This is a genomic window from Pseudomonas sp. FW305-7 (genome assembly GCF_058786735.1).
Genome location: NZ_JBYSZA010000017.1, coordinates 50,901 through 74,353, shown reverse-complemented (window position 1 = coordinate 74,353; position 23,453 = coordinate 50,901). Strand labels below are relative to the sequence as shown.

At 58.8% G+C, this 23,453-nt stretch carries 22 protein-coding genes; 21 read left to right on the top strand and 1 reads right to left on the bottom strand.

Annotation, left to right across the window (positions count from 1 at the left end):
* Nucleotides 1-14: 14 nt before the first annotated feature.
* The 14 genes from AC3WMT_RS19840 (at nt 15) to ispD (ending at nt 16,171) form a co-directional block, all read left to right on the top strand.
* On the top strand, nt 15-518 hold the full coding sequence (locus AC3WMT_RS19840) for an OmpH/Skp family outer membrane protein (protein ID WP_007908849.1): 504 nt from the start codon (nt 15-17) through the stop codon (nt 516-518).
* 3 nt (nt 519-521) lie between these two features.
* The gene (gene lpxD / locus AC3WMT_RS19835) at nt 522-1,577 is read left to right on the top strand and encodes a UDP-3-O-(3-hydroxymyristoyl)glucosamine N-acyltransferase (RefSeq protein ID WP_103303028.1); all 1,056 of its coding nucleotides are present in this window, start codon (nt 522-524) and stop codon (nt 1,575-1,577) included.
* Nucleotides 1,578-1,683: 106 nt separating this feature from the next.
* Complete coding sequence (gene fabZ / locus AC3WMT_RS19830) at nt 1,684-2,124, top strand: 3-hydroxyacyl-ACP dehydratase FabZ (RefSeq protein ID WP_003222142.1); 441 nt, start codon at nt 1,684-1,686, stop codon at nt 2,122-2,124.
* Complete coding sequence (lpxA, locus tag AC3WMT_RS19825; RefSeq protein ID WP_103303027.1) at nt 2,121-2,897, top strand: acyl-ACP--UDP-N-acetylglucosamine O-acyltransferase; 777 nt, start codon at nt 2,121-2,123, stop codon at nt 2,895-2,897. Before fabZ ends, lpxA begins: the two co-directional genes overlap by 4 nt.
* A gap of 2 nt (nt 2,898-2,899) precedes the next feature.
* On the top strand, nt 2,900-4,030 hold the full coding sequence (gene lpxB, locus AC3WMT_RS19820) for a lipid-A-disaccharide synthase (RefSeq protein WP_103303026.1): 1,131 nt from the start codon (nt 2,900-2,902) through the stop codon (nt 4,028-4,030).
* 11 nt (nt 4,031-4,041) lie between these two features.
* Nucleotides 4,042-4,668, top strand: coding sequence for a ribonuclease HII (gene rnhB, locus AC3WMT_RS19815; protein WP_007908845.1), 627 nt, complete (start codon nt 4,042-4,044; stop codon nt 4,666-4,668).
* Between the two features lie 76 nt (nt 4,669-4,744).
* Entirely contained in the window at nt 4,745-8,266 is a 3,522-nt protein-coding gene (dnaE, locus tag AC3WMT_RS19810; RefSeq protein WP_103303025.1) for a DNA polymerase III subunit alpha, read from the top strand.
* Between the two features lie 139 nt (nt 8,267-8,405).
* Nucleotides 8,406-9,353, top strand: a complete 948-nt coding sequence (locus AC3WMT_RS19805) for an acetyl-CoA carboxylase carboxyltransferase subunit alpha (protein WP_038357918.1) — start codon at nt 8,406-8,408, stop codon at nt 9,351-9,353.
* 132 nt (nt 9,354-9,485) lie between these two features.
* Entirely contained in the window at nt 9,486-10,814 is a 1,329-nt protein-coding gene (gene tilS, locus AC3WMT_RS19800; protein WP_103303024.1) for a tRNA lysidine(34) synthetase TilS, read from the top strand.
* A gap of 274 nt (nt 10,815-11,088) precedes the next feature.
* Entirely contained in the window at nt 11,089-12,720 is a 1,632-nt protein-coding gene (pyrG, locus tag AC3WMT_RS19795) for a CTP synthase (protein ID WP_103303023.1), read from the top strand.
* Between the two features lie 5 nt (nt 12,721-12,725).
* Complete coding sequence (kdsA, locus tag AC3WMT_RS19790) at nt 12,726-13,571, top strand: 3-deoxy-8-phosphooctulonate synthase (RefSeq protein WP_103303022.1); 846 nt, start codon at nt 12,726-12,728, stop codon at nt 13,569-13,571.
* Nucleotides 13,572-13,727: 156 nt separating this feature from the next.
* Nucleotides 13,728-15,017 (top strand): phosphopyruvate hydratase, encoded by a 1,290-nt coding sequence (gene eno / locus AC3WMT_RS19785; protein ID WP_093436567.1) that lies wholly within the window; start codon nt 13,728-13,730, stop codon nt 15,015-15,017.
* A 171-nt stretch (nt 15,018-15,188) separates the two neighbouring features.
* Nucleotides 15,189-15,467 carry a cell division protein FtsB gene (gene ftsB / locus AC3WMT_RS19780; RefSeq protein ID WP_007908838.1) on the top strand — a complete coding sequence of 93 codons (279 nt, stop codon included), beginning with the start codon at nt 15,189-15,191 and terminating at the stop codon, nt 15,465-15,467.
* On the top strand, nt 15,464-16,171 hold the full coding sequence (gene ispD, locus AC3WMT_RS19775; RefSeq protein ID WP_103303021.1) for a 2-C-methyl-D-erythritol 4-phosphate cytidylyltransferase: 708 nt from the start codon (nt 15,464-15,466) through the stop codon (nt 16,169-16,171). Before ftsB ends, ispD begins: the two co-directional genes overlap by 4 nt.
* Before the next feature lie 116 nt (nt 16,172-16,287).
* On the opposite strand, the gene AC3WMT_RS19770 is transcribed toward ispD, so the two are convergent.
* Nucleotides 16,288-17,184, bottom strand: a complete 897-nt coding sequence (locus AC3WMT_RS19770; protein WP_103303020.1) for a LysR family transcriptional regulator — start codon at nt 17,182-17,184, stop codon at nt 16,288-16,290.
* 116 nt (nt 17,185-17,300) lie between these two features.
* Here AC3WMT_RS19770 and AC3WMT_RS19765 point away from each other — a divergent pair, with 116 nt between their 5' ends.
* The 7 genes from AC3WMT_RS19765 (at nt 17,301) to AC3WMT_RS19735 (ending at nt 23,394) form a co-directional block, all read left to right on the top strand.
* The gene (locus AC3WMT_RS19765; RefSeq protein ID WP_103303019.1) at nt 17,301-18,413 is read left to right on the top strand and encodes an S-(hydroxymethyl)glutathione dehydrogenase/class III alcohol dehydrogenase; all 1,113 of its coding nucleotides are present in this window, start codon (nt 17,301-17,303) and stop codon (nt 18,411-18,413) included.
* 65 nt (nt 18,414-18,478) lie between these two features.
* Nucleotides 18,479-19,324, top strand: a complete 846-nt coding sequence (gene fghA / locus AC3WMT_RS19760) for an S-formylglutathione hydrolase (RefSeq protein WP_103303018.1) — start codon at nt 18,479-18,481, stop codon at nt 19,322-19,324.
* Nucleotides 19,325-19,367: 43 nt separating this feature from the next.
* Nucleotides 19,368-19,841 (top strand): 2-C-methyl-D-erythritol 2,4-cyclodiphosphate synthase, encoded by a 474-nt coding sequence (ispF, locus tag AC3WMT_RS19755; RefSeq protein WP_103303017.1) that lies wholly within the window; start codon nt 19,368-19,370, stop codon nt 19,839-19,841.
* Nucleotides 19,838-20,896, top strand: a complete 1,059-nt coding sequence (gene truD, locus AC3WMT_RS19750; protein ID WP_103303016.1) for a tRNA pseudouridine(13) synthase TruD — start codon at nt 19,838-19,840, stop codon at nt 20,894-20,896. The genes ispF and truD overlap by 4 nt, the downstream gene beginning before the upstream one ends.
* Complete coding sequence (gene surE, locus AC3WMT_RS19745) at nt 20,884-21,633, top strand: 5'/3'-nucleotidase SurE (protein ID WP_103303015.1); 750 nt, start codon at nt 20,884-20,886, stop codon at nt 21,631-21,633. The genes truD and surE overlap by 13 nt, the downstream gene beginning before the upstream one ends.
* A gap of 41 nt (nt 21,634-21,674) precedes the next feature.
* Nucleotides 21,675-22,310 (top strand): protein-L-isoaspartate(D-aspartate) O-methyltransferase, encoded by a 636-nt coding sequence (locus AC3WMT_RS19740; protein WP_169841266.1) that lies wholly within the window; start codon nt 21,675-21,677, stop codon nt 22,308-22,310.
* A gap of 214 nt (nt 22,311-22,524) precedes the next feature.
* Nucleotides 22,525-23,394, top strand: coding sequence for a peptidoglycan DD-metalloendopeptidase family protein (locus AC3WMT_RS19735; protein WP_103303014.1), 870 nt, complete (start codon nt 22,525-22,527; stop codon nt 23,392-23,394).
* Nucleotides 23,395-23,453: the final 59 nt, after the last annotated feature.

Here is a 23,453-nt window from a genome sequence, read left to right as displayed (position 1 = left end):
TGTAGGAGTGCATCGTGCGTAAGTTGACTCAATTGGTTCTCCTGGCCTCCTTGATGGTGGCAGGCCCGGCATTTGCCGACATGAAAATTGCCGTTCTGAACTATCAGATGGCCCTGCTCGAATCCGATGCGGCGAAGAAGTACGCCGTGGATGCCGAGAAAAAGTTCGGTCCTCAACTGACCAAACTGAAGACTCTGGAAAGCAGTGCCAAGGGTATTCAGGATCGTCTGATGGCTGGTGGCGACAAGATGCAGCAAGGCGAGCGTGAGCGTCTGGAGCTGGAATTCAAGCAAAAGGCCCGTGACTTCCAGTTCCAGTCCAAGGAGCTGAACGAAGCCAAAGCCGTTGCCGACCGCGAAATGCTCAAGCAACTGAAGCCGAAACTGGATAGCGCAGTGGAAGAAGTCATCAAAAAAGGTGGTTTTGACCTGGTGTTCGAGCGTGGCGCAGTGATTGATGTCAAACCTCAGTACGACATCACACGCCAGGTTATCGAGCGCATGAATCAGCTGAAGTAACCCATGACAGTGACTATCAAGCTCGGCCAGTTGGCCGAGTTCCTCGGCGCCACCCTGCGTGGCGACCCGGAGAAGCAAATTACTGGGCTAGCCACTTTGCAAGAGGCTGGCCCAGCTCAGTTGAGCTTTCTGGCAAATCCTCAATATCGTAAATACCTGGCGGGTTCGCAGGCAGCAGCATTGCTGCTCAAGGACGCGGATGCCGAAGGTTTTTCCGGTAATGCGCTGGTCGTGCCGGACCCTTATCTGGCTTACGCACGCCTCTCTCACTTGTTCGATCCCAAGCCAAAAGCCACAGCGGGTATCCATCCCACAGCGGTGATTGCTGCAGACGCGGTGGTTGATCCGAGCGCCAGTGTCGGGCCTTTCGTGGTGATCGAGGCCGGTGCGCGGATTGGTGCGCAAGTGACCTTGGGTGCCCATTGCGTGATCGGTGCGCGCAGCGAAATCGGTGAGGGCGGCTGGCTCGCTCCACGGGTGACGCTGTATCACGATGTGCGCATCGGCAAGCGGGTGGTGATCCAGTCCGGTGCGGTGCTCGGTGGTGAAGGCTTCGGTTTCGCCAATGAGAAAGGTATCTGGCAGAAAATCGCCCAGATCGGTGGCGTGACCATCGGCGACGATGTCGAGATCGGCGTGAATACCGCCATCGACCGCGGCGCCCTGGCCGATACCGTGATCGGCAATGGCGTGAAGCTCGACAACCAGATTCAGATTGCCCACAACGTCCAGGTCGGTGATCACACCGCTATGGCGGCGTGCGTGGGGATCTCCGGCAGCACCAAAATCGGCAAGCACTGCATGCTCGCCGGCGGTGTCGGTCTGGTCGGTCACATTGATATTTGCGACAACGTTTTCCTGACCGGGATGACCATGGTGACCCACTCGATTACCGAGCCGGGCGCGTATTCTTCCGGCACAGCCATGCAACCAGCGGCCGAATGGCGCAAAAGCGCGGCACGCATCCGTCAGCTCGATGACATCGCGCGACGTTTGAAACAGCTGGAAAAGCGCGTAGGGGAAGTGACCCCTGACGGCAATGCTTCATCAGATGGCTGATACCATTTCCATATCAAGTGTGCACAGCCTCTAGACTGCCTCCTTGATTTGCTAGAGGAGTGCGCGTCAGTCGCGCTCCCAATCTTTACATAGGCTTCCCCCCGAAATGATGGACATCAACGAGATTCGCGAATACCTGCCTCACCGTTACCCGTTCCTGCTGGTGGACCGGGTGGTGGAACTGGACACTGAAGGCAAGCGCATTCGCGCCTACAAGAATGTCAGCATCAATGAGCCGTTCTTCAATGGTCACTTCCCGGCGCATCCAATCATGCCGGGCGTGCTGATCATCGAGGCGATGGCTCAGGCTGCCGGGATCCTCGGTTTCAAAATGCTCGACGTCAAACCGGCCGACGGCACCCTGTATTACTTCGTCGGTTCCGACAAGCTGCGCTTCCGCCAGCCTGTGCTGCCGGGTGATCAGTTGATCCTCGAAGCCAAGTTCATCAGCTGCAAGCGCCAGATCTGGAAATTCGAATGCCAGGCTTCGGTCGACGGCAAGCCAGTCTGCTCCGCTGAAATCATCTGCGCGGAACGCAAGCTATGAGTTTGATTGACCCTCGCGCAATCATCGATCCGTCGGCCGTATTGGCAGACGGCGTCGAGGTCGGCCCGTGGTCGATCATCGGCGCAGGTGTGGAAATCGGCGAGGGTACCGTGATCGGGCCGCATGTGATCCTCAAAGGCCCGACCCGCATCGGCAAGCACAATCGCATCTACCAGTTTTCCTCGGTAGGTGAGGACACGCCCGATCTGAAGTACAAGGGTGAAGAAACCCGTCTGGTGATCGGTGACCACAACGTCATCCGCGAAGGTGTGACGATTCACCGTGGTACCGTGCAGGACCGCTCGGAAACCACGCTGGGCGATCACAACCTGATCATGGCCTATGCCCACATCGGTCATGACAGCGTCATCGGCAATCACTGCATTCTGGTCAACAACACCGCATTGGCCGGCCATGTGCACGTTGAAGACTGGGCGATCCTTTCCGGATTCACCCTGGTTCACCAGTATTGCCACATCGGTGCTCACAGCTTTTCCGGCATGGGTACCGCCATCGGCAAGGACGTTCCGGCGTATGTCACGGTATTTGGCAACCCTGCCGAAGCGCGCAGCATGAACTTCGAAGGCATGCGCCGTCGCGGTTTCAGCGAAGACGCTATCCATGCGTTGCGCCGCGCATACAAAACCGTTTATCGCCAAGGACTGACGGTCGAGCAGGCTCTGGCGGAGCTGGTTGAGCCTGCGGCCCAATTCCCGGAAGTTGCGGTGTTCCGCGACTCCATCCAGTCGTCGACTCGCGGCATCACTCGCTGATCATGGCCAATTTGCGTATTGCGCTGGTGGCGGGTGAGGCTTCCGGTGACATTCTGGGCGCCGGTCTTATGCGCGCCCTCAAGGCACAGCATCCGGCGGTCGAGTTCATCGGTGTCGGCGGTCCGTTGATGCAGGCTGAAGGCCTGACGTCTTACTTTCCCATGGAGCGCTTGTCGGTCATGGGTTTGGTGGAAGTGCTTGGCCGGCTGCGTGAGTTGCTCAAGCGTCGCAAGGATCTGATCGCCACGTTGATCGCCGAGAAACCGGACGTGTTCATCGGTATCGATGCGCCGGATTTCAATCTCAATATCGAACTCAAACTGCGTCAGGCCGGGATCAAGACCGTGCACTACGTCAGCCCGTCGGTGTGGGCGTGGCGGCAGAAACGTGTGCTGAAGATCCGTGAAGGCTGCGATCTGATGCTTACCCTGCTGCCGTTCGAAGCCAGATTCTATGAAGAGAAGGGCGTACCGGTGCGGTTCGTCGGTCATACGCTGGCCGATACCATTCCTCTGGAAGCTGATCGAGCCGCAGCGCGTGCCGAGTTGGGCTTGCCCGATGGCCCGCTGGTTGCTTTGATGCCCGGCAGTCGCGGCGGAGAAGTCAGTCGGCTGGGCGCACTTTTCCTCGATACTGCCGAACGCCTGCGTGCCATGCGCCCGGGTTTGCGTTTCGTCATGCCGTGCGCCAACGCAGAACGGCGCGCGCAGATCGAGGCACTGTTGGTCGGCCGCGATCTGCCGGTGACGTTGCTCGACGGCAAGTCCCATCTGGCCTTGGCAGCGTGCAACGCAGTATTGATCGCTTCCGGCACGGCGACCCTTGAGGCGTTGCTGTACAAGCGGCCGATGGTGGTCGCCTATCGCCTGGCGCCCCTGACGTTCTGGATTCTCAAACGCATGGTCAAGAGTCCGTATGTGTCCTTGCCTAACCTGCTGGCCCAACGCTTGCTGGTGCCGGAATTGTTGCAGGATGATGCGACAGTTGAGACGCTCGCACAGACCTTGTCGCCATTGATCGAGGGTGGCGAGGAACAGACGCGCGGCTTTGACGAGATTCATCGCACCCTGCGCCGGGACGCATCCAATCAGGCGGCGGACGCCGTCCTCAACCTGATCGGTCAAACACGATGAGCAAGAAAGATATGCAAATGGGTCTGGATTTCACCTTGGTCGCCGAAGTTGAAGAATTGGTTGCCGGTGTCGATGAAGTCGGTCGTGGCCCGTTGTGCGGTGCAGTGGTGACGGCGGCGGTGATCCTCGATCCGAACCGGCCGATCCTCGGTCTCAACGATTCGAAGAAACTCACCGAAGCCAAGCGCGAAAAGCTCTACGACGAGATCATCGAGAAATCTCTCAGTTGGTGCATCGCCCGCGCCGAAGTCGAAGAAATCGACGAGTTGAACATCCTCCACGCGACCATGCTGGCCATGCAGCGCGCAGTGGCGGGTCTGCACATTCAGCCGAAACTGGCGATGATCGACGGCAACCGCTGCCCGCAACTGCCGATGCGCGCTGAAGCTGTTGTGCAAGGCGACGGCAAGGTGCCGGCGATTGCCGCTGCGTCGATTCTGGCCAAAGTCAGCCGTGACCGCGAAATGGCCGCGTTTGAATTGATCTATCCGGGTTACGGCATTGGGGGCCATAAAGGCTACCCGACGCCCGTTCATCTGGAAGCGCTGGTGCGTCTTGGTCCGACGCCGATCCACCGGCGCTCGTTCGCCCCGGTGCGTCAGGCTTATGAGGCGCTGGAAGGTCTGACGCAGGTTTAGTCGCAAGGCTGATGTTTTATTCAAGGCCCGGTACAATCCGGGCCTTGTTGTCTCTATGTAACTGGACAGGATCACTATGCCGGCTTCATTCGTTCATCTACGCCTGCACACTGAATACTCCCTGGTCGACGGGCTGGTGCGGATCAAGCCACTGGTCAAGGCGCTGACCGCCATGAACATGCCGGCGGTCGCGGTCACCGACCAGAACAACATGTGTTCCCTGGTCAAATTCTATAAAAACACCATGGGCGCGGGTATCAAGCCGATCTGCGGTGCCGACCTGTGGCTGTCGAACAAGGATCCGGACGCACCGCTGAGCCGGATCAGCCTGTTGGTGATGAACGCCAAGGGCTATCGCAACCTCACCGAATTGATCTCGCGCGGCTTCATCGAAGGCCAGCGCAACGGCATGATCATTGTCGAACGCGAGTGGGTCGCCGAAGCCAACGAAGGCCTGATCATGCTCTCCGCTGCCAAAGAGGGCGAGATCGGCATGGCGATGATCGGCGGCAACCCGGCCGAGGCTGAAGCCCTGGCGCGCGAATGGATGGCAGTGTTCCCGGATCGTTTCTATCTGGAGATCCAGCGCACCAATCGCCCCAACGATGAAGAACAACTGCACGGCGCCGTGGCTCTGGCCGACAAGCTTGGTGCGCCGCTGGTGGCGACCAACGATGTGCGCTTCATCAAGCAGGAAGACTTCGCCGCCCACGAGACCCGCGTGTGCATTGGTGAGGGCCGCGCCCTCGACGATCCGCGCCGTTCGAAGAATTACAGCGATCAGCAATACCTCAAAAGCGCCGAGGAAATGGCCGAGCTGTTCAGCGACATTCCTGACGCTATCGAAAACACCGTCGAGATCGCCAAGCGCTGCAACATCGACGTGAAACTGGGCACGCACTTCCTGCCCAACTTCCCGATTCCCGATGGCATGACCATCGACGAGTATTTCCGCAAAGTCTCCTTCGACGGACTCGAAGAGCGACTGGCGGTACTGCTGCCCAAAGACACCACCGAAGACTATGAAGCCAAGCGTCAGGTCTACGTCGATCGCTTGAATTTCGAGCTGGATATCATCATCCAGATGGGCTTCCCCGGTTACTTCCTGATCGTGATGGACTTTATCCAGTGGGCCAAGAACAACGGCGTACCGGTCGGTCCTGGCCGTGGGTCGGGTGCCGGCTCGCTGGTGGCCTACGTGCAGAAGATCACCGACCTTGATCCGCTGGAATATGACCTGCTGTTCGAACGTTTCCTTAACCCGGAACGGGTATCGATGCCCGACTTCGACGTCGACTTCTGCATGGACGGTCGTGACCGGGTGATCGACTATGTGGCCGAGAAATACGGCCGCAACGCGGTAAGCCAGATCATCACGTTCGGTTCCATGGCCGCCAAGGCTGTGGTGCGTGACGTGGCGCGGGTGCAGGGCAAGTCCTACGGCCTGGCGGATCGTCTGTCGAAGATGATCCCGTTCGAAGTCGGCATGACCCTGGAAAAAGCCTACGAGCAGGAAGAAATCCTCCGTGACTTCATCAAGGTCGATGAAGAGGCTGCGGAAATCTGGGAGATGGCGCGCAAGCTCGAAGGCGTTGTGCGTAACGTCGGTAAACACGCCGGTGGTGTGGTGATCGCACCGACCAAGCTGACCGACTTCTCGCCAATCTATTGCGACGAGGCTGGTGACGGTCTGGTAACCCAGTTTGACAAGGATGACGTTGAGGCCGCCGGTCTGGTGAAGTTCGACTTCCTCGGTCTGCGGACCCTGACGATCATCGATTGGGCGCTGAAAACCATCAACCGTGACCGCGCCAAGGTCAACGAACCGCCGCTGGATATCGCGTTTATCCCGCTCGACGACAAACCGACTTACACATTGCTGCAAAAAGCTGAAACCACAGCGGTGTTCCAGCTTGAATCGCGCGGCATGAAAGAGCTGATCAAAAAGCTCAAGCCCGACTGCCTGGAAGACTTGATCGCACTGGTAGCGCTGTTCCGTCCGGGCCCGCTGCAATCCGGCATGGTGGACGACTTCATCAACCGTAAGCACGGTCGCGCCGAACTGGCGTACCCGCACTCGGACTACCAGTACGAAGGCCTCAAGCCAGTATTGGCACCGACGTACGGCATCATCCTGTATCAGGAACAGGTGATGCAGATTGCCCAGGTCATGGCCGGTTACACCCTCGGTGGTGCGGACATGCTCCGTCGGGCGATGGGTAAGAAAAAGCCCGAGGAAATGGCCAAGCAACGCGGCGGTTTCATTGAAGGTTGCGCGACCAACAATATTGACGCTGACCTCGCCGGTAACATTTTCGACCTGGTAGAGAAGTTTGCCGGTTACGGCTTCAACAAATCCCACTCCGCCGCCTACGGCCTGGTCTCGTACCAGACCGCCTGGCTGAAAGCCCACTACCCGGCGCCGTTCATGGCCGCGGTACTGTCGGCGGATATGCACAACACCGACAAGGTCGTGACCTTGATCGAGGAAGTGCGCACGATGAAACTGCGCCTCGACGCGCCGGACGTGAACACTTCGGAGTTCAAGTTCACGGTGAACGACGACGGCCGCATCGTTTACGGCCTCGGCGCGATCAAAGGTGTCGGCGAAGGCCCGGTGGAAGCGATCACCGAGGCACGCCAGGAAGGTCCGTTCAAGGATCTGTTCGATTTCTGCGCCCGGGTTGACCTCAAACGTATCAACAAGCGCACGCTGGACGGTCTGATCCGCAGCGGTGCGCTGGATCGTCTTGGCCCGTACTTCCATGACGAACAAAAGGCCTACCAGGCCAACATCGACCGCAACCGCGCCGTGTTGCTGGCGGCGATGGAAGAGGCGATCAAGGCTGCCGAGCAGACCGCGCGCACCCACGACAGTGGTCACGCCGACCTGTTTGGCGGGCTGTTCGTCGAGGAAGATGCCGACGTTTATGCGAGCCATCGCAAAGCCAAGGAACTGACCCTCAAGGAGCGCCTCAAGGGTGAGAAAGACACCTTGGGCCTGTACCTGACCGGTCACCCGATTGACGAATACGAAGGCGAGATCCGCCGTTTCGCCCGGCAGCGCATCATTGATCTGAAGCCGGCTCGCGATACGCAGACCGTGGCAGGCATGATCATCGCGCTGCGGGTGATGAAGAACAAAAAGGGCGACAAGATGGGTTTCATCACCCTTGACGACCGTTCGGGGCGGATCGAGGCGTCGCTGTTTGCCGATGCTTTCCACTCTGCGCAATCGCTGCTGCAGACCGATGCGATGGTGGTGGTCGAAGGCGAGGTCAGCAATGACGACTTCTCCGGCGGGCTGCGTCTGCGGGTCAAGCGTGTGATGAGCATGGAAGACGCGCGCACCAACCTTGCCGAAAGCCTGCGTCTGAAGCTGCAAACCCAGGACTTGAAGGGTGATCAGCTACGCTGGTTGGGCGACTTGCTCAAGCGTCATCGCGGGGCGTGCCCGATTACCATGGAGTACACCAGCCCCGATGCGAAGACCTTGCTGCAGTTTGGCGAGACCTGGCGAATCGACCCGGCGGATGCCTTGATTCAAGCCCTGCGTGACCAGTTCGGGCGAGACAACGTCTTCCTCCAATACCGTTGACCGGCAGGTGGTATCAGAATGCCTGCCCACAACCTGAATTTTTAATCTCGACCTCAGCGCGCCTCTCCCTTAAGGTAGGGCGCGAATAGACAACCGGCCGGCCCAAGCTCATTTGGGACACGACCCAAGACGGACGCCTATGAACCCGAATTTTCTAGATTTCGAACAGCCGATCGCCGACCTGCAAGCCAAGATCGAAGAGTTGCGCTTGGTCGGTAATGACAATTCGCTGAATATCGGCGATGAGATCTCCCGCCTGCAGGACAAGAGCAAAACGCTGACCGAAGACATCTTCGGCAAGCTGACCAGCTGGCAGATCGCACGCCTTGCGCGTCACCCGAAACGCCCGTACACCCTCGATTACATCGAGCACATCTTCACCGAGTTCGACGAGTTGCACGGCGACCGTCACTTCTCCGACGACGCGGCTATCGTTGGCGGTATCGCCCGTCTGGAAGACCAGCCGGTGATGATCATCGGTCACCAGAAAGGCCGTGAAGTCCGTGAGAAGGTGCGCCGCAACTTCGGCATGCCGCGTCCGGAAGGCTACCGCAAGGCTTGCCGTCTGATGGAGATGGCCGAGCGTTTCAAAATGCCGATCCTGACCTTCATCGACACTCCGGGCGCCTACCCTGGAATCGACGCTGAAGAGCGCAACCAGAGCGAAGCCATCGCCTGGAACCTACGTGTGATGTCGCGCCTGAAAACCCCTATCATCGCCACCGTTATCGGTGAGGGTGGTTCCGGTGGTGCATTGGCCATTGGCGTCTGCGATCAGCTGAACATGCTGCAATACTCGACTTACGCGGTGATCTCGCCGGAAGGCTGCGCTTCGATTCTGTGGAAAACCGCAGAAAAGGCGCCGGATGCCGCTGAAGCGATGGGCATCACCGCCGAGCGTCTGAAAGGTCTGGGCATTGTCGACAAGGTGATTGGCGAGCCTCTGGGCGGCGCCCACCGTGATCCAGCCGCTGCTGCTGCGTCGATCCGTGCCGAGCTGAGCTCGCAACTGGCGATGCTGAAGAAGTTCGATAACGAAGCGCTGTTGAAGCGTCGTTACGATCGACTGATGAGCTACGGCCTCTAAGTCGAACGCAATACCCCTGTAGGAGTGAGCCTGCTCGCGATGAGGGCGTAACATTCAACCAATGTGTTGGCTGTCACACCGCTATCGCGAGCAGGCTCACTCCTACATTTGTTTTGGGGCAAAGAGTTAAATATGGGCCAGTCCATGATTGATTTGCCTTCCCGGCTTCTGCTGAATCTTGAGCCGTGGCGCAACGCCACTCATTGGCGCATCGCGTTTTCCGGTGGTCTCGATTCCACCGTCCTGCTGCACCTGCTTGCCGATCTGGCAAAAACCGAATCCCTCCCGACGCTCAGCGCCATCCACATCCATCACGGCCTTCAGGCTGCGGCTGATGCGTGGCCGGCGCATTGCCAGTCTGTCTGCGATGTGTTGGGTATACCGTTACAAGTGGTGCGGGTGAATGTGCAGCCGAGAGCCAGTCTGGAGCGGGCGGCGCGGGATGCACGGTATGCGGTGTTCAGTTCGGTGACGCAGTTGGATGAGGTGTTGCTGACAGGCCAGCACCGTGACGATCAAGCCGAAACCCTGCTTTTTCGTCTGATGCGCGGTGCGGGAGTGCGCGGTCTTTCGGGGATGCCACAACAGCGTCCGTTGGGGCAGGGGGCTTTGGTTAGGCCGTTGCTCGATGTCACTCGGGCGGAGCTGGAGTCCTACGCCCACAGTCATCAACTGCGCTGGATCGAAGACCCGTCGAATCAGGATTCGCAATTCTCGCGCAATTATTTGCGCCAGCAAATCACGCCACTGCTGACTGAACGCTGGCCGCAAGCACAGGCCAGCATGACCCGTAGCGCTGCGCATCTGCGTGAAGCGCAAGGCCTGCTCGATGAGCTGGCACAGATGGATCTGGCTCAGGCGCAATCCCCTCATGCATTCGAATGGCTGGGATTGCAGTCGCTGGAACTGGCGTCGCTGGCAGGGTTGTCTGCCGCCCGTCAGCGCAATGCGGCGAGTCACTGGCTCGAACCACTGACGCGTCTGCCTGACACTGACCATTGGTCGGGTTGGAAAAATCTTTGCGACGCCGCTCAGAGCGCTTCGCCTGTCTGGTGTCTGGCCGATGGTGAGCTGCACCGTAGCGCCGGTCGTCTGTGGTGGCTCAGCGGCGACTGGCTACGCGCGCCAGTGATCGGCAGCGACTGGCAGGCTCCGGCGTCACCGCTACGCTTGCCCGATAACGGGCGTGTCATGTTCAGCGGACAGACTCCTCGCGGGCCGTTGCGCATTGCTTATCGGCAGGGCGGCGAAGTGATGCATCTGGCCGAGCGGGGTCATCGCGACCTCAAACGCCTGCTCAACGAGCGTGCGGTGCCGGGCTTCGTGCGTGGCAGATTGCCGCTGCTGTTTCGCGGCGAAGAATTGCTCGCGGTGGCGAACCTGCCGGGTCTTGATGGCAATGCGCAGGAAGGCTGGAAATTGCATTGGCAGCCAATAGACGAAGATCAAGGTTTGAGCTGAAAGGAGCATTCCGGTAGACTACGCTCCCTTCTTGATACAACTTCTGTGGATTCGCCTGAATTGCAGGAGTTGCCGATTACCAAGCAGTCTTTGCTGGGCGATTCCAAAAAATGTGTAGCGAGCAACGTACCGGTGTTTCATCTGCCGGTCTGTCCCAACGCGGCGGTTTTTTTGAAAGGTGCACTGTGATTAATGCAGGTGATCGGGGGCTTCGGCCTTCCTTCGCTTTCCCCGGCGGCTCGTACCGCTTTAACGCAGACTTCTAGGGTTTTTCATGACGCGCTACATATTCGTCACGGGCGGTGTTGTTTCTTCATTGGGGAAAGGCATTGCCTCGGCTTCATTGGCGGCCATCCTGGAGGCGCGGGGGCTTAAGGTCACCATGCTTAAGCTGGATCCGTACATCAACGTCGACCCGGGCACCATGAGCCCGTTCCAGCACGGTGAAGTGTTCGTCACCCACGACGGCGCCGAGACCGACCTGGACCTGGGCCACTACGAGCGGTTCATCCGCACGACCATGACCCAGAACAACAACTTCACCACCGGCCGTGTCTACGAGCACGTGCTGCGCAAAGAGCGCCGTGGTGACTACCTGGGTGCAACCATCCAGGTGATTCCGCACATCACCGACGAAATCAAGCGCCGCATCATCAAGGGTGCCGGTGACGCCGACGTGGCGATGGTTGAAATCGGTGGCACCGTCGGTGACATCGAGTCGCAACCGTTCCTCGAAGCCATCCGTCAATTGCGTTTCGAAGTCGGCGCCAAGCGCGCGATGCTGATGCACCTGACGCTGGTGCCGTACATCGCCACCGCTGGCGAGACCAAGACCAAGCCAACCCAGCACTCCGTCAAGGAACTGCGTTCGATCGGTCTTCAGCCAGACGTGCTGGTGTGCCGCTCCGATCACCCGATCGACGTTTCGTCGCGCCGCAAGATCGCTCAGTTCACCAACGTTGAAGAGCGTGCGGTGATCGCGCTGGAAGACGCCGACACCATCTACAAGATCCCGGGCATCCTGCATTCGCAGGGTCTGGATGACTTCGTCGTCGAGCGTTTTGGCCTGCAATGCGGCAGCGCCGATCTGTCCGAGTGGGAAGCAGTGGTTGACGCCAAGCTGAACCCGGAACACGAAGTGACCATCGCCATGGTCGGCAAGTACATGGAGCTGCTGGACGCGTACAAGTCGCTGATCGAGGCGATGAGTCACGCCGGCATCAGCAACCGCACCAAGGTCAACCTGCGCTACATCGATTCCGAAGACATCGAAAACCAGGGCACTGCGCTGCTCGAAGGTGTCGACGCGATTCTGGTTCCAGGCGGCTTCGGTCTGCGTGGCGTGGAAGGCAAGATCACTGCCGTTCAGTACGCTCGCGAAAACAAGGTTCCGTACCTGGGTATCTGCCTCGGCATGCAAGTGGCGGTCATCGAGTTCGCTCGTAACGTCATGGGCTGGAAAGACGCCAACTCCACCGAGTTCGACCGCGCCAGCGGCCATCCGGTTGTCGGTCTGATCACCGAGTGGGAAGACGCCACCGGTGCCGTCGAAGTGCGTACCGAAGCGTCCGATCTGGGCGGCACCATGCGCCTCGGCGCTCAGGAATGCCTGCTTGAAGCCGGCTCCAAAGTTCACGATTGCTATGGCAAGGACGTGATTGTCGAACGTCACCGTCACCGTTACGAAGTGAACAACAACCTGCTGCCACAAATCATCGAAGCCGGCCTGAAAATCTCCGGTCGCTCCGCTGACGCAGCGCTGGTTGAAGTGGTTGAAGCGCCGGATCATCCATGGTTCGTCGCTTGCCAGTTCCACCCTGAGTTCACCTCGACACCGCGTGATGGCCATCCGCTGTTCAGCGGTTTTGTCAAAGCAGCGTTGGCTCAACACCAGAAGAAGGCGTAACCCCGATGGCACAGAAGATCATCCGCGTCGGCGACATCGAGATTGCCAACGACAAACCCATGGTGCTGTTCGGCGGCATGAACGTGCTGGAAAGCCGTGACATGGCCATGCAGGTTTGCGAAGAGTACGTGAAGGTCACCGAAAAACTCGGTATCCCTTATGTGTTCAAGGCCAGTTTCGACAAGGCCAACCGGTCTTCTGTGGCCTCTTATCGCGGTCCTGGCCTGGAAGAGGGCATGCGCATCTTCCAGGACATCAAACAAGCCTTCGGCGTGCCGATCATCACCGACGTCCACGAGCCTGAACAGGCAGCGGTCGTCGCTGAGGTCTGCGACATCATCCAGCTGCCGGCCTTCCTGTCGCGTCAGACCGATCTGGTCGTCGCGATGGCCAAGACCAATGCAGTGATCAACATCAAGAAAGCCCAGTTCCTCGCGCCTCAGGAAATGAAACACATCCTGAACAAGTGCGTGGAAGCGGGTAACGATCAATTGATCCTCTGCGAGCGTGGCTCGAGCTTCGGCTACAACAACCTCGTGGTCGACATGCTCGGCTTCGGCATCATGAAGCAGTTCGAGTACCCGGTATTCTTCGACGTGACCCACGCGCTGCAAATGCCGGGCGGTCGTGCCGACTCTGCCGGCGGTCGCCGTGCACAGGTTCTGGATCTGGCGAAGGCCGGTATGAGCCAGTCGCTGGCGGGTCTGTTTCTCGAAGCGCATCCGGATCCGGACAACGCCAAATGCGACGGCCCTTGCGCCTTGCGTCTGGACAAACTGGAGCCATTCCTGGCCCAGCTCAAAGCTTTGGACGAACTGGTTAAGAGTTTTCCGACGGTAGAAACCGCGTAACACTCATTTCTCCGGTAAAGTACCGCACGATTTGTCGCACATGCCCTCGGGCATGTGCGTTGTCGTCTGCAAGCTGCCCGCTGCACACCACTTGCCGACGGTAAAAAGATTTCCTCTAGCTGCGTCGTTTTCGTCAACTTTGGAGTGTTTACAACAATGGCAAAAATCGTCGACATCAAAGGTCGTGAAGTTCTCGACTCCCGTGGCAATCCCACCGTGGAAGCGGACGTGCTTCTCGACAACGGCATCATCGGCAGCGCTTGCGCGCCGTCCGGTGCATCCACTGGCTCGCGTGAAGCGCTCGAGCTGCGTGATGGCGACAAGAGCCGTTATCTGGGCAAGGGCGTGCTCAAAGCGGTAGCCAACATCAACGGTCCGATCCGCGATCTGCTGCTGGGTACTGACCCAAGCGACCAGAAAGCCCTGGATCACGCGATGATCAAGCTCGACGGTACTGAAAACAAAGCGACCCTGGGCGCCAACGCCATCCTCGCCGTGTCCCTGGCTGCGGCCAAGGCTGCTGCGCAGGATCAGGATCTGCCGCTGTACGCACACATCGCCAACCTCAACGGCACGCCGGGTGTTTACTCGATGCCGGTGCCGATGATGAACATCATCAACGGTGGCGAGCACGCCGATAACAATGTCGACATCCAGGAATTCATGGTGCAGCCGGTTGGCGCCAAGTCTTTCTCGGAAGGTCTGCGCATGGGCACCGAGATTTTCCATCACCTCAAAGCTGTGCTGAAGGCCCGTGGCTTGAGCACCGCCGTTGGCGACGAAGGCGGTTTCGCACCGAACCTGGCGTCCAACGAAGACGCGCTGAAAGTGATCTCGGAAGCTGTGGCCAACGCCGGTTACAAGCTGGGCACCGACGTGACCCTGGCCCTGGACTGCGCGGCCAGCGAATTCTACGAAGACGGCAAGTACAACCTGTCCGGCGAAGGTCAGGTGTTTACCGCGGAAGGTTTCGCTGACTACCTGAAAGGCCTGACCGAACGTTATCCGATCATCTCGATCGAAGACGGTCTGGACGAGTCCGACTGGGCTGGCTGGAAGATCCTCACCGACAAGATCGGCGAGAAGACTCAGCTGGTGGGCGACGACCTGTTCGTGACCAACACCAAGATCCTGAAAGAAGGCATCGATAAAAAGATCGCCAACTCGATCCTGATCAAGTTCAACCAGATCGGCACCCTGACCGAAACCCTGGAAGCCATCCAGATGGCCAAGGCTGCCGGTTACACCGCCGTGATCTCGCACCGTTCGGGCGAAACCGAAGATTCGACCATTGCCGACCTGGCTGTGGGCACCTCGGCTGGCCAGATCAAGACGGGTTCGCTGTGCCGTTCCGACCGCGTTTCGAAGTACAACCAACTGCTGCGTATCGAAGAGCAGTTGAATGGCAAAGCCAAGTACAACGGTCGCAGCGAATTCCGCGGTTAAGCGGAAACTGATAAAAGGACACCGGATTGTGTCGAAAAAGTCGTGACAGCGATGGATTTGCCACTAATCTGATGCCTTAACAGCACAAGCCTGGGTCTTCCAGGCTTCGTGCTATCAGATGCTTCAAAGTTTTGGCGTGGCTGTCTTTTTTCACTGGATACCTGATATTCGATGCGCAGTCCTTACTGGTTGTTTCTCGTTTTGCTCTTGCTGCTGGCCGGTCTGCAGTACCGCCTGTGGGTGGGCAATGGCAGTCTGGCGCAAGTTGCCGAGCTGAATCAGCAGATTGCTGATCAACATGCCGAGAACGAAGGTTTGCTGGAGCGCAACCGGGTGATGGACGCTGAAGTCAGCGAGCTGAAAAAAGGCATGGAGACCGTTGAAGAACGGGCTCGTCACGAGTTGGGCATGGTCAAGGACGGTGAAACCCTTTACCAGTTGGCCCAATGATCAATTCCCTGCCGGCCTTCTGGGCCGTGATTCCTGCCGCGGGCGTCGGTGCCCGAATGGCCGCGGACCGTCCCAAGCAATACCTGCAACTGGGCGGACGCACAATTCTCGAACACAGCCTTGGCTGTTTCCTTGATCACCCAAGCCTCAAGGGTTTGGTGGTCAGTCTTGCGGTTGATGATCCTTACTGGCCGAATCTGGCCTGCGTCAGCGATCCGCGTATTCAGCGCGTTGAGGGCGGGGCCGAGCGCTCCGGCTCGGTGCTCAATGCCTTGCTGCATTTGCATGCGCAAGGTGCTGATGATGAGGATTGGGTGCTCGTGCACGATGCGGCACGACCGAATCTGAGTCGCGAAGATCTCGACAAATTACTGGATGAACTGGCGGATGATCCGGTGGGCGGTTTGCTGGCGGTGCCTGCGCGCGACACGTTGAAGCGGGTCGACAAACACGGCCGTGTGGTTGAGACCGTGGATCGCAGCGTGATCTGGCAGGCGTATACGCCGCAGATGTTTCGCCTGGGGGCGTTGCATCGTGCATTGGCGGATAGCCTTGTTGCCGATGCTGTGATTACGGATGAAGCTTCGGCGATGGAGTGGGCAGGCCTGGCGCCGCGTCTGGTTGAAGGGCGGGCGGATAACCTCAAAGTCACCCGACCGGAAGATCTCGAATGGTTGCGTCAGCGTTGGGCTAACCGCTGCTGAATTTCTGTGTTGCCTGTTGAATCGCCATCGCGAGCAGGCTCACTCCTGCATTTTGAAATGCGTTCCCCTGTAGGAGCGAGCCTGCTCGCGATAGCGCATTTACAGGCAACGCAAACTCATTCCTGATACTCCGGCTGCTCAGCCAACCCCACCTTCAAATAATCCACCAGTTTGCGCACCTTCGGCGACAAATGCCGTTGTTGCGGATACAGCGCCCACACTGCGGTATTCGGCGGCTGATGCGTCTCCAGCAGCGAAATCAACGCACCACTGTGCAGATGCTCCAGCACGTAATAATCCGGCAACTGACACAACCCGACGCCTTGCAGCGCCGCATCCAGCACCGCTTGCCCACTGTTGCAGCGCCAGTTTCCCTGCACGCGCTGGGAAAATTCCCGCCCGTTTTGCTCCAGTTGCCATATGTCCGAGCTACCAATCAGACAATTGTGGCGGCTCAGTTCCGACAAACTGTGTGGGCGGCCGTACCGTTCGAGGTAGGACGGTGACGCACACAGGTACATGCGCCTTGGCGCCAGGCGCGTCGCGACCAATCGCGAATCCTGCAGGCGTCCCAACCGGATCGCCAGATCCAGTCCTTCGTGTACCAGGTCGAGTTGGCGATTGCTCAATTCAATATCGATGCGCAGTTGTGGGTAGAGCCCCATGAACCGCGTTACCAGCGGCACGATAAAACGTTCACCGTAGGCAACGGCACAGGTCATGCGCAGCATGCCCTTCGGTTCGCTGGTCAGGTCGCCGACTGCGCGCAAAGCCTCTTCACGACCATCCTGCAAGCGCTGGCAATGTTGCAGGAAAGTCTGTCCAGCTTCGGTCAGCGTCACCCGTCGGGTGCTGCGATACAGCAGTCGCGTCTGCAAACGCTCTTCCAGTCGTACGATTTGTCGACTGATGTGCGAGGAAGAAACCCCAAGACGTTCGGCAGCGGCGGTGAATTGGCTGCATTCGGCGACGGCGACGAACTCGTCAATGCCTTCCCAACGGTTTTCGGACATCAGGATTATCCCTGTGTGGCAATAATGTTTTGCTTTTGTCCGGATTATTCATCGTCAGGCCATGTATTACACTCCTTGTCTGCTTTTTTATTCAATGGATTCACTGGAGAGTCAGCATGATCAAGTCGCGCGCCGCCGTTGCCTTCGAAGCCAAGAAGCCGCTGGAAATCGTAGAAGTCGATGTCGCCATGCCCAAGGCCGGTGAAGTGCTGCTGCGTGTGGTGGCTTCCGGGGTCTGCCACACTGACGCCTACACCTTGTCCGGCGCTGACCCGGAAGGCATCTTCCCGTCGATCCTTGGCCACGAAGGTGGCGCAATCGTTGAAGCCATCGGCGAAGGTGTGATTTCGGTTGCCGTCGGCGATCACGTGATTCCGCTGTACACCCCGGAATGCGGCCAGTGCAAATTCTGTAAGTCGGGCAAGACCAACCTGTGTCAGGCGATTCGCGCGACCCAGGGCAAAGGTTTAATGCCGGATGGCACTTCGCGTTTTTCCTACAAAGGCGAGACGATTTTCCACTACATGGGTACGTCGACCTTCTCGGAATACACCGTATTGCCGGAAATCTCCGTCGCCAAAATCTCCAAGGATGCACCGCTGGAAAAGGTCTGTCTGCTCGGCTGTGGCGTCACCACCGGTATCGGCGCAGTCCTCAACACTGCCAAGGTCAAACCGGGTGACACCGTGGCGATCTTCGGTTTGGGCGGTATCGGCCTGTCTGCAGTGATCGGCGCAGTGAAGGCCAAGGCTGCGCGCATCATCGCCATCGATATCAACCCGGCAAAGTTCGAAATCGCTAAACAATTGGGTGCCACCGACTGCGTGAACCCGAAAGATTTTGATCGTCCGATCCAGGAAGTGATCGTCGACATGACCGATGGCGGCGTCGACTTCTCCTTCGAATGCATCGGCAACGTGCAACTGATGCGCGCAGCGCTTGAGTGCTGCCACAAAGGCTGGGGCGAGTCGGTGATCATCGGCGTGGCCGGTGCCGGCCAGGAAATCGCTACCCGTCCGTTCCAGTTGGTCACCGGTCGCGTCTGGCGCGGTTCTGCGTTCGGCGGTGTGCGTGGTCGTACCGAGTTGCCAAGCTATGTCGACATGGCCCAGAGCGGTGAAATTCCGCTGGATACCTTCATCACCCACACCATGGGCCTGGAAGACATCAACAAGGCGTTCGACCTGATGCACGAAGGCAAGAGCATTCGTACCGTTATTCATTTCTGATCAATCGTGGCGACATGGCCGCAAGTCTCGAAGGCTTGCTGCCGTGACCGCGTAGGAGTCTTTACATGAGTCTGGAAAATATCTCCTGTCAGAAGAGTTTCGGCGGCTGGCACAAACGCTATCGCCATCGCTCCGATGTGCTCGGTTGTGACATGGTATTTGCCGTGTACCTGCCACCGCAGGCAGAGCAGGGCGGCACGTTGCCGGTGCTGTACTGGCTTTCGGGTCTGACCTGCACCGATGAGAACTTCATGCAGAAGGCTGGCGCGATGCGCATGGCTGCCGAACTGGGATTGATCATCGTCGCACCGGACACCAGCCCGCGTGGCCCTGATGTGCCGGGCGATCCTGACAATGCCTGGGATTTCGGCCTGGGTGCAGGGTTTTATCTGAATGCCACGCAGGAACCCTGGTCCCGTCACTATCGGATGCATGACTATGTCGTGCAGGAATTGCCTTCACTGGTTGAAGCGCATTTCCCGGCGTCCGATAAGCGCAGTATTAGCGGCCACTCCATGGGCGGCCACGGTGCGTTGATTTGTGCGTTGCGTAATCCGGGGCGTTACCAGTCGGTGTCGGCGTTTTCACCGATCAACAATCCAATGGATTGCCCGTGGGGCCAAAAGGCTTTTTCCCGTTACCTGGGCGAAGACCGTTCGAAGTGGAAAGAATGGGATGCCTGCGCGTTGATTGCTGAAGCTTTTGAGAAACTGCCACTGCTGGTCGATCAAGGTGATCGCGACGACTTCCTCGCCAACCAACTCAAGCCAGAAGCGCTGCAACAAGCAGCCAAACAGGCAGGCCATCCACTGACGCTGCGCCTGCAACCGGGCTACGACCACAGCTATTTCTTCATCTCAAGCTTCATTGACGACCACTTGCAGCATCACGCACGCGCCCTTCGGGATTAATGCAGGTAGAATCACGCCCTGACAAAAATCGGGGCGTTTTTTTATGCGTATTGGCCACGGCTATGATGTGCACCGTTTCGCTGAAGGCGATTTCATTACTCTGGGCGGCGTGCGCATTGCACACGGCTTCGGGCTGCTCGCTCATTCCGACGGTGACGTCCTGCTGCACGCCTTGAGCGATGCCTTGCTCGGCGCGGCGACGCTGGGCGATATCGGCAAACACTTCCCGGACACCGACCCGCAATTCAAGGGCGCCGACAGCCGCGCACTGCTGCGTCATGTGGTCGCGCTGATCCATGCCAAAGGCTGGAAAGTCGGCAACGTCGACAACACCATCGTTGCCCAGGCGCCGAAAATGGCTCCGCATATCGAATCGATGCGCGCGCTGATCGCGGCGGATCTTCAAGTTGAGTTGGATCAAGTGAACGTGAAAGCTACCACCACCGAAAAGCTTGGCTTTGTCGGTCGCGAAGAAGGCATCGCCGTGCACTCCGTTGCCTTGTTGCTGCGCGCATGAACGAACTGCAATTGCTCGGCCCGCGTGCCTATGGCGAATCCCTGGGCAGCGCCGTACTGAAAGCGGTCGCTGAAGATTTTCAGGTCGATGAAGTGCTCGATATCCCGTTCAGCGGCGATGGCGAACATCTGTGGATCTGGGTGGAAAAGCGTGGCCTGAACACCGAAGAGGCAGCGCGGCGTATCGCCAAGGCTGCGGGTGTGCCGTTGCGTACCGTCAGCTATGCCGGCCTCAAGGATCGCCAGGCGTTGACCCGTCAGTGGTTCAGCGTGCAACTGCCAGGCAAGGCTGACCCCGATCTGACGGCAGCGGAAAATGACACGCTGAAGATCCTCAAGACCATCCGCCACAAACGCAAGTTGCAACGCGGTGCGCATTCGGCCAACGGTTTCACGTTGCGCCTGACTCAGTTTGCCGGTGACAGAGCTGCCATTGAAGAGCGTCTGCAACTGATCGCCAAACAAGGCATTCCCAATTATTTCGGCGCCCAGCGTTTCGGCCATGACGGCGGCAACGTCGTTGATGCGCGTTCGTGGGCGGCGCGCAAGGCCTTGCCGGAGCAGCGCAATGTGCGTTCACGCCTGCTCTCGACCGCGCGCAGTTTCCTGTTCAATCAGGTGCTCGCGGCGCGGGTCGCCGATGGCACCTGGCAAAAGGCACAAGTCGGCGATCTGCTCGCATTCACTGACAGCCGCAGTTTTTTCCCGGCCGGTGAAGCCGAGTGCAGCGACCCACGCCTGGCGATTCTCGATCTGCACCCGACCGGGCCGCAGTGGGGCGAAGGTGACTCGCCCGCCGCTGGCGCTGTCCATGATCTGGAGCAGGGGATTGCCGCCCGTGAAGCGGAGCTGCGTGATTGGTTGATTCACGCCGGCATGAGCCACGAACGTCGCATCCTGCGGCTGCCCATTGGCGGGTTGACGTGGCATTATCCCCAGCCTGACATTCTGCAACTGGAATTCGTCCTCCCGGCCGGATGCTTCGCCACTGTATTGGTGCGCGAACTCGTTGATCTGGTGCCGGTGGGGCAGACGGACAGCCCATGCGTATTCTGATTTCTAACGACGATGGGGTAACCGCACCCGGTCTCGCCGCGCTTTATGCTGCGCTGGCGGATTACACCGAGTGCGTGGTTATCGCCCCGGAGCAGGACAAAAGCGGCGCCAGCAGTTCGCTGACGCTCGACCGTCCGTTGCACCCGCAATATCTGGCCAACGGCTTCATCAGCCTCAATGGCACACCGACCGATTGCGTACACCTGGGCCTCAATGGTTTGCTGGAGCGCGAGCCGGACATGGTGGTTTCCGGCATCAACCTCGGCGCCAACCTTGGCGATGACGTGCTGTATTCCGGGACAGTAGCGGCAGCCCTTGAAGGGCGTTTTCTTGAGCTTCCGTCGTTCGCTTTTTCGCTGGCCTCACGCCAGGTGGATAACTTGCCGACGGCGGCTTACTTTGCGCGCAAACTGGTCGAGGCCCATGCCGGGCTGGATTTGCCGCCGCGCACGGTGCTCAACGTGAACATTCCCAATTTGCCGCTCGACCATATTCGCGGCATTCAGCTGACCCGGCTGGGGCATCGCGCCCGGGCGGCAGCGCCGATGAAAGTGGTCGACCCGCGTGGCAAGGCCGGTTACTGGATTGCTGCCGCCGGCGATGCCGAAGACGGCGGTCCGGGGACCGACTTTCATGCGGTGATGCAGGGCTATGTCTCGATCACCCCGTTGCAGCTTGATCGTACCTTCAACGATGCCTTCAGAAGTCTCGACGGCTGGCTGGAGGGACTGCGCTGATGGCCCGTGAACACGAAGACAGAATGCGCAGCGGCATCGGCATGACGTCCCAGCGCACCCGCGAGCGTTTGATTCAGCGCCTGTATGAAGAAGGCCTGTCCAACGCCAAGGTGCTGGAAGTGATTCGCCGCACGCCGCGTCACCTGTTCGTCGACGAAGCGCTGGCGCACCGTGCGTATGAAGACACGGCCCTGCCGATCGGCCATAACCAGACCATCTCACAGCCTTATATGGTGGCGCGCATGAGCGAGCTGCTGCTTGAGGCCGGTCCATTGGACAAGGTGTTGGAAATCGGCACAGGCTCCGGTTACCAGACGGCCGTGTTGTCGCAACTGGTGGAGCGGGTGTTCTCGGTTGAACGCATCAAGGTCTTGCAGGATCGGGCCAAGGAGCGTCTGGTCGAACTCAATCTGCGCAACGTGGTGTTCCGTTGGGGCGATGGCTGGGAAGGCTGGCCGGCGCTGGCGCCGTACAACGGCATCATCGTCACCGCCGTCGCCACCGATGTGCCGCAAGCCTTGCTTGATCAACTCGCCCCGGGCGGGCGCATGGTGATCCCGGTGGGTTCGGGGGAAGTGCAGCAGCTGATGCTGATCGTGCGCGAAGAACACGGTTTTTCCCGACACGTTCTGGGCGCTGTTCGCTTCGTGCCTTTGCTCAACGGGCCACTGGCCTGAGCATTTCTTCAAAGGCGCTGAATTCCTTTCGTTCGCCTCGGTCTTACTCCGGCAGCGATGGTTTAAACGCAACAGATTGTCGGCTTGCAAACGTGTGCGCGAAGCGATTTCGCTTCATTAAAGGTAAAGCCGATTCGGCCCGTTATACTTGCGACACCTCATGCCGAAATGCGGCATTCGGAATTTTTTTCAGCCACCACAAAGGGAGCGGCGGGTGAGTCTCACAGTCATTGCGCAGCGTATGGGTAACACGAGCTTTCAGCGCCTGGTGACTGGCCTTGTCTTGAGCACCTTGCTGGTGGGCTGCTCCAGCACCAAATCGAGCAGCGTCCGGGTAGTCGATCGCAACAGTGCGGCAGCCCAACGTCCTGCCGTCACGACCGGGCAGTATGTAGTCCGTCCGGGCGATACGATGTTTTCCATCGCATTTCGCTACGGCTGGGACTACAAAGCCCTCGCGGCCCGGAACAATATTCCTACGCCGTATACGATCCACCCGGGTCAGACAATTCGCTTCGATGGCCGTACCGGATCAACGTCGACCGCGGTGGTGAGCAACGCCAGTTCTTCACCTTCGTCGTCGAGTAAAACCACGGTAATCCGACGCCAGGCAAATGGCACGACAACCACGACAACCACTGGTTCTGCCGGCGCAGCACCGTCCGTCGCCAACAAGCAAGCGCCAGCTCCACTGCCTCCACCCGGCCCGGCCCCGACCGGCTGGGGATGGCCATCTAATGGCATTCTTATTGGAAAATTCTCTTCAAACGGTAGTTTGAATAAAGGAATTGATATCGCCGGGGATTTGGGACAGCCTGTTTTAGCTGCGTCTGATGGGACGGTGGTATACGCCGGGAGTGGCTTAAGGGGCTACGGCGAATTAGTCATCATCAAACACAGCGAAACCTACGTCAGTGCTTACGGTCACAACCGTCGGCTGTTGGTTCGGGAGGGACAGCAGGTCAAGGTCGGACAGACAATTGCCGAAATGGGGTCAACGGGTACAGACCGGGTGAAACTGCATTTTGAGATTCGCCGCCAAGGTAAACCTGTAGATCCGCTGCAGTTCCTGCCAAGACGTTGATTTGTAAGCCAGCCTGTTCCGTCTCGTAGAGGGGACAGGCTCCAGCGCTGCCAAGGATA

What these genes read in the sequence shown, in the direction of transcription:
- ispD (WP_103303021.1), top strand. Translation starts at nt 15,464, where the DNA reads ATGATCAATTCCCTGCCGGCCTTCTGGGCCGTGATTCCTGCCGCGGGC.
- lpxB (WP_103303026.1), top strand. Translation starts at nt 2,900, where the DNA reads ATGGCCAATTTGCGTATTGCGCTGGTGGCGGGTGAGGCTTCCGGTGAC.
- AC3WMT_RS19740 (WP_169841266.1), top strand. Translation starts at nt 21,675, where the DNA reads ATGACGTCCCAGCGCACCCGCGAGCGTTTGATTCAGCGCCTGTATGAA.
- pyrG (WP_103303023.1), top strand. Translation starts at nt 11,089, where the DNA reads ATGACGCGCTACATATTCGTCACGGGCGGTGTTGTTTCTTCATTGGGG.
- lpxD (WP_103303028.1), top strand. Translation starts at nt 522, where the DNA reads ATGACAGTGACTATCAAGCTCGGCCAGTTGGCCGAGTTCCTCGGCGCC.
- AC3WMT_RS19765 (WP_103303019.1), top strand. Translation starts at nt 17,301, where the DNA reads ATGATCAAGTCGCGCGCCGCCGTTGCCTTCGAAGCCAAGAAGCCGCTG.
- truD (WP_103303016.1), top strand. Translation starts at nt 19,838, where the DNA reads ATGAACGAACTGCAATTGCTCGGCCCGCGTGCCTATGGCGAATCCCTG.
- AC3WMT_RS19770 (WP_103303020.1), bottom strand. Translation starts at nt 17,184, where the DNA reads ATGTCCGAAAACCGTTGGGAAGGCATTGACGAGTTCGTCGCCGTCGCC.
- rnhB (WP_007908845.1), top strand. Translation starts at nt 4,042, where the DNA reads ATGCAAATGGGTCTGGATTTCACCTTGGTCGCCGAAGTTGAAGAATTG.
- surE (WP_103303015.1), top strand. Translation starts at nt 20,884, where the DNA reads ATGCGTATTCTGATTTCTAACGACGATGGGGTAACCGCACCCGGTCTC.
- lpxA (WP_103303027.1), top strand. Translation starts at nt 2,121, where the DNA reads ATGAGTTTGATTGACCCTCGCGCAATCATCGATCCGTCGGCCGTATTG.
- fabZ (WP_003222142.1), top strand. Translation starts at nt 1,684, where the DNA reads ATGATGGACATCAACGAGATTCGCGAATACCTGCCTCACCGTTACCCG.
- tilS (WP_103303024.1), top strand. Translation starts at nt 9,486, where the DNA reads ATGGGCCAGTCCATGATTGATTTGCCTTCCCGGCTTCTGCTGAATCTT.
- eno (WP_093436567.1), top strand. Translation starts at nt 13,728, where the DNA reads ATGGCAAAAATCGTCGACATCAAAGGTCGTGAAGTTCTCGACTCCCGT.
- kdsA (WP_103303022.1), top strand. Translation starts at nt 12,726, where the DNA reads ATGGCACAGAAGATCATCCGCGTCGGCGACATCGAGATTGCCAACGAC.
- AC3WMT_RS19805 (WP_038357918.1), top strand. Translation starts at nt 8,406, where the DNA reads ATGAACCCGAATTTTCTAGATTTCGAACAGCCGATCGCCGACCTGCAA.
- dnaE (WP_103303025.1), top strand. Translation starts at nt 4,745, where the DNA reads ATGCCGGCTTCATTCGTTCATCTACGCCTGCACACTGAATACTCCCTG.
- ftsB (WP_007908838.1), top strand. Translation starts at nt 15,189, where the DNA reads ATGCGCAGTCCTTACTGGTTGTTTCTCGTTTTGCTCTTGCTGCTGGCC.
- ispF (WP_103303017.1), top strand. Translation starts at nt 19,368, where the DNA reads ATGCGTATTGGCCACGGCTATGATGTGCACCGTTTCGCTGAAGGCGAT.
- fghA (WP_103303018.1), top strand. Translation starts at nt 18,479, where the DNA reads ATGAGTCTGGAAAATATCTCCTGTCAGAAGAGTTTCGGCGGCTGGCAC.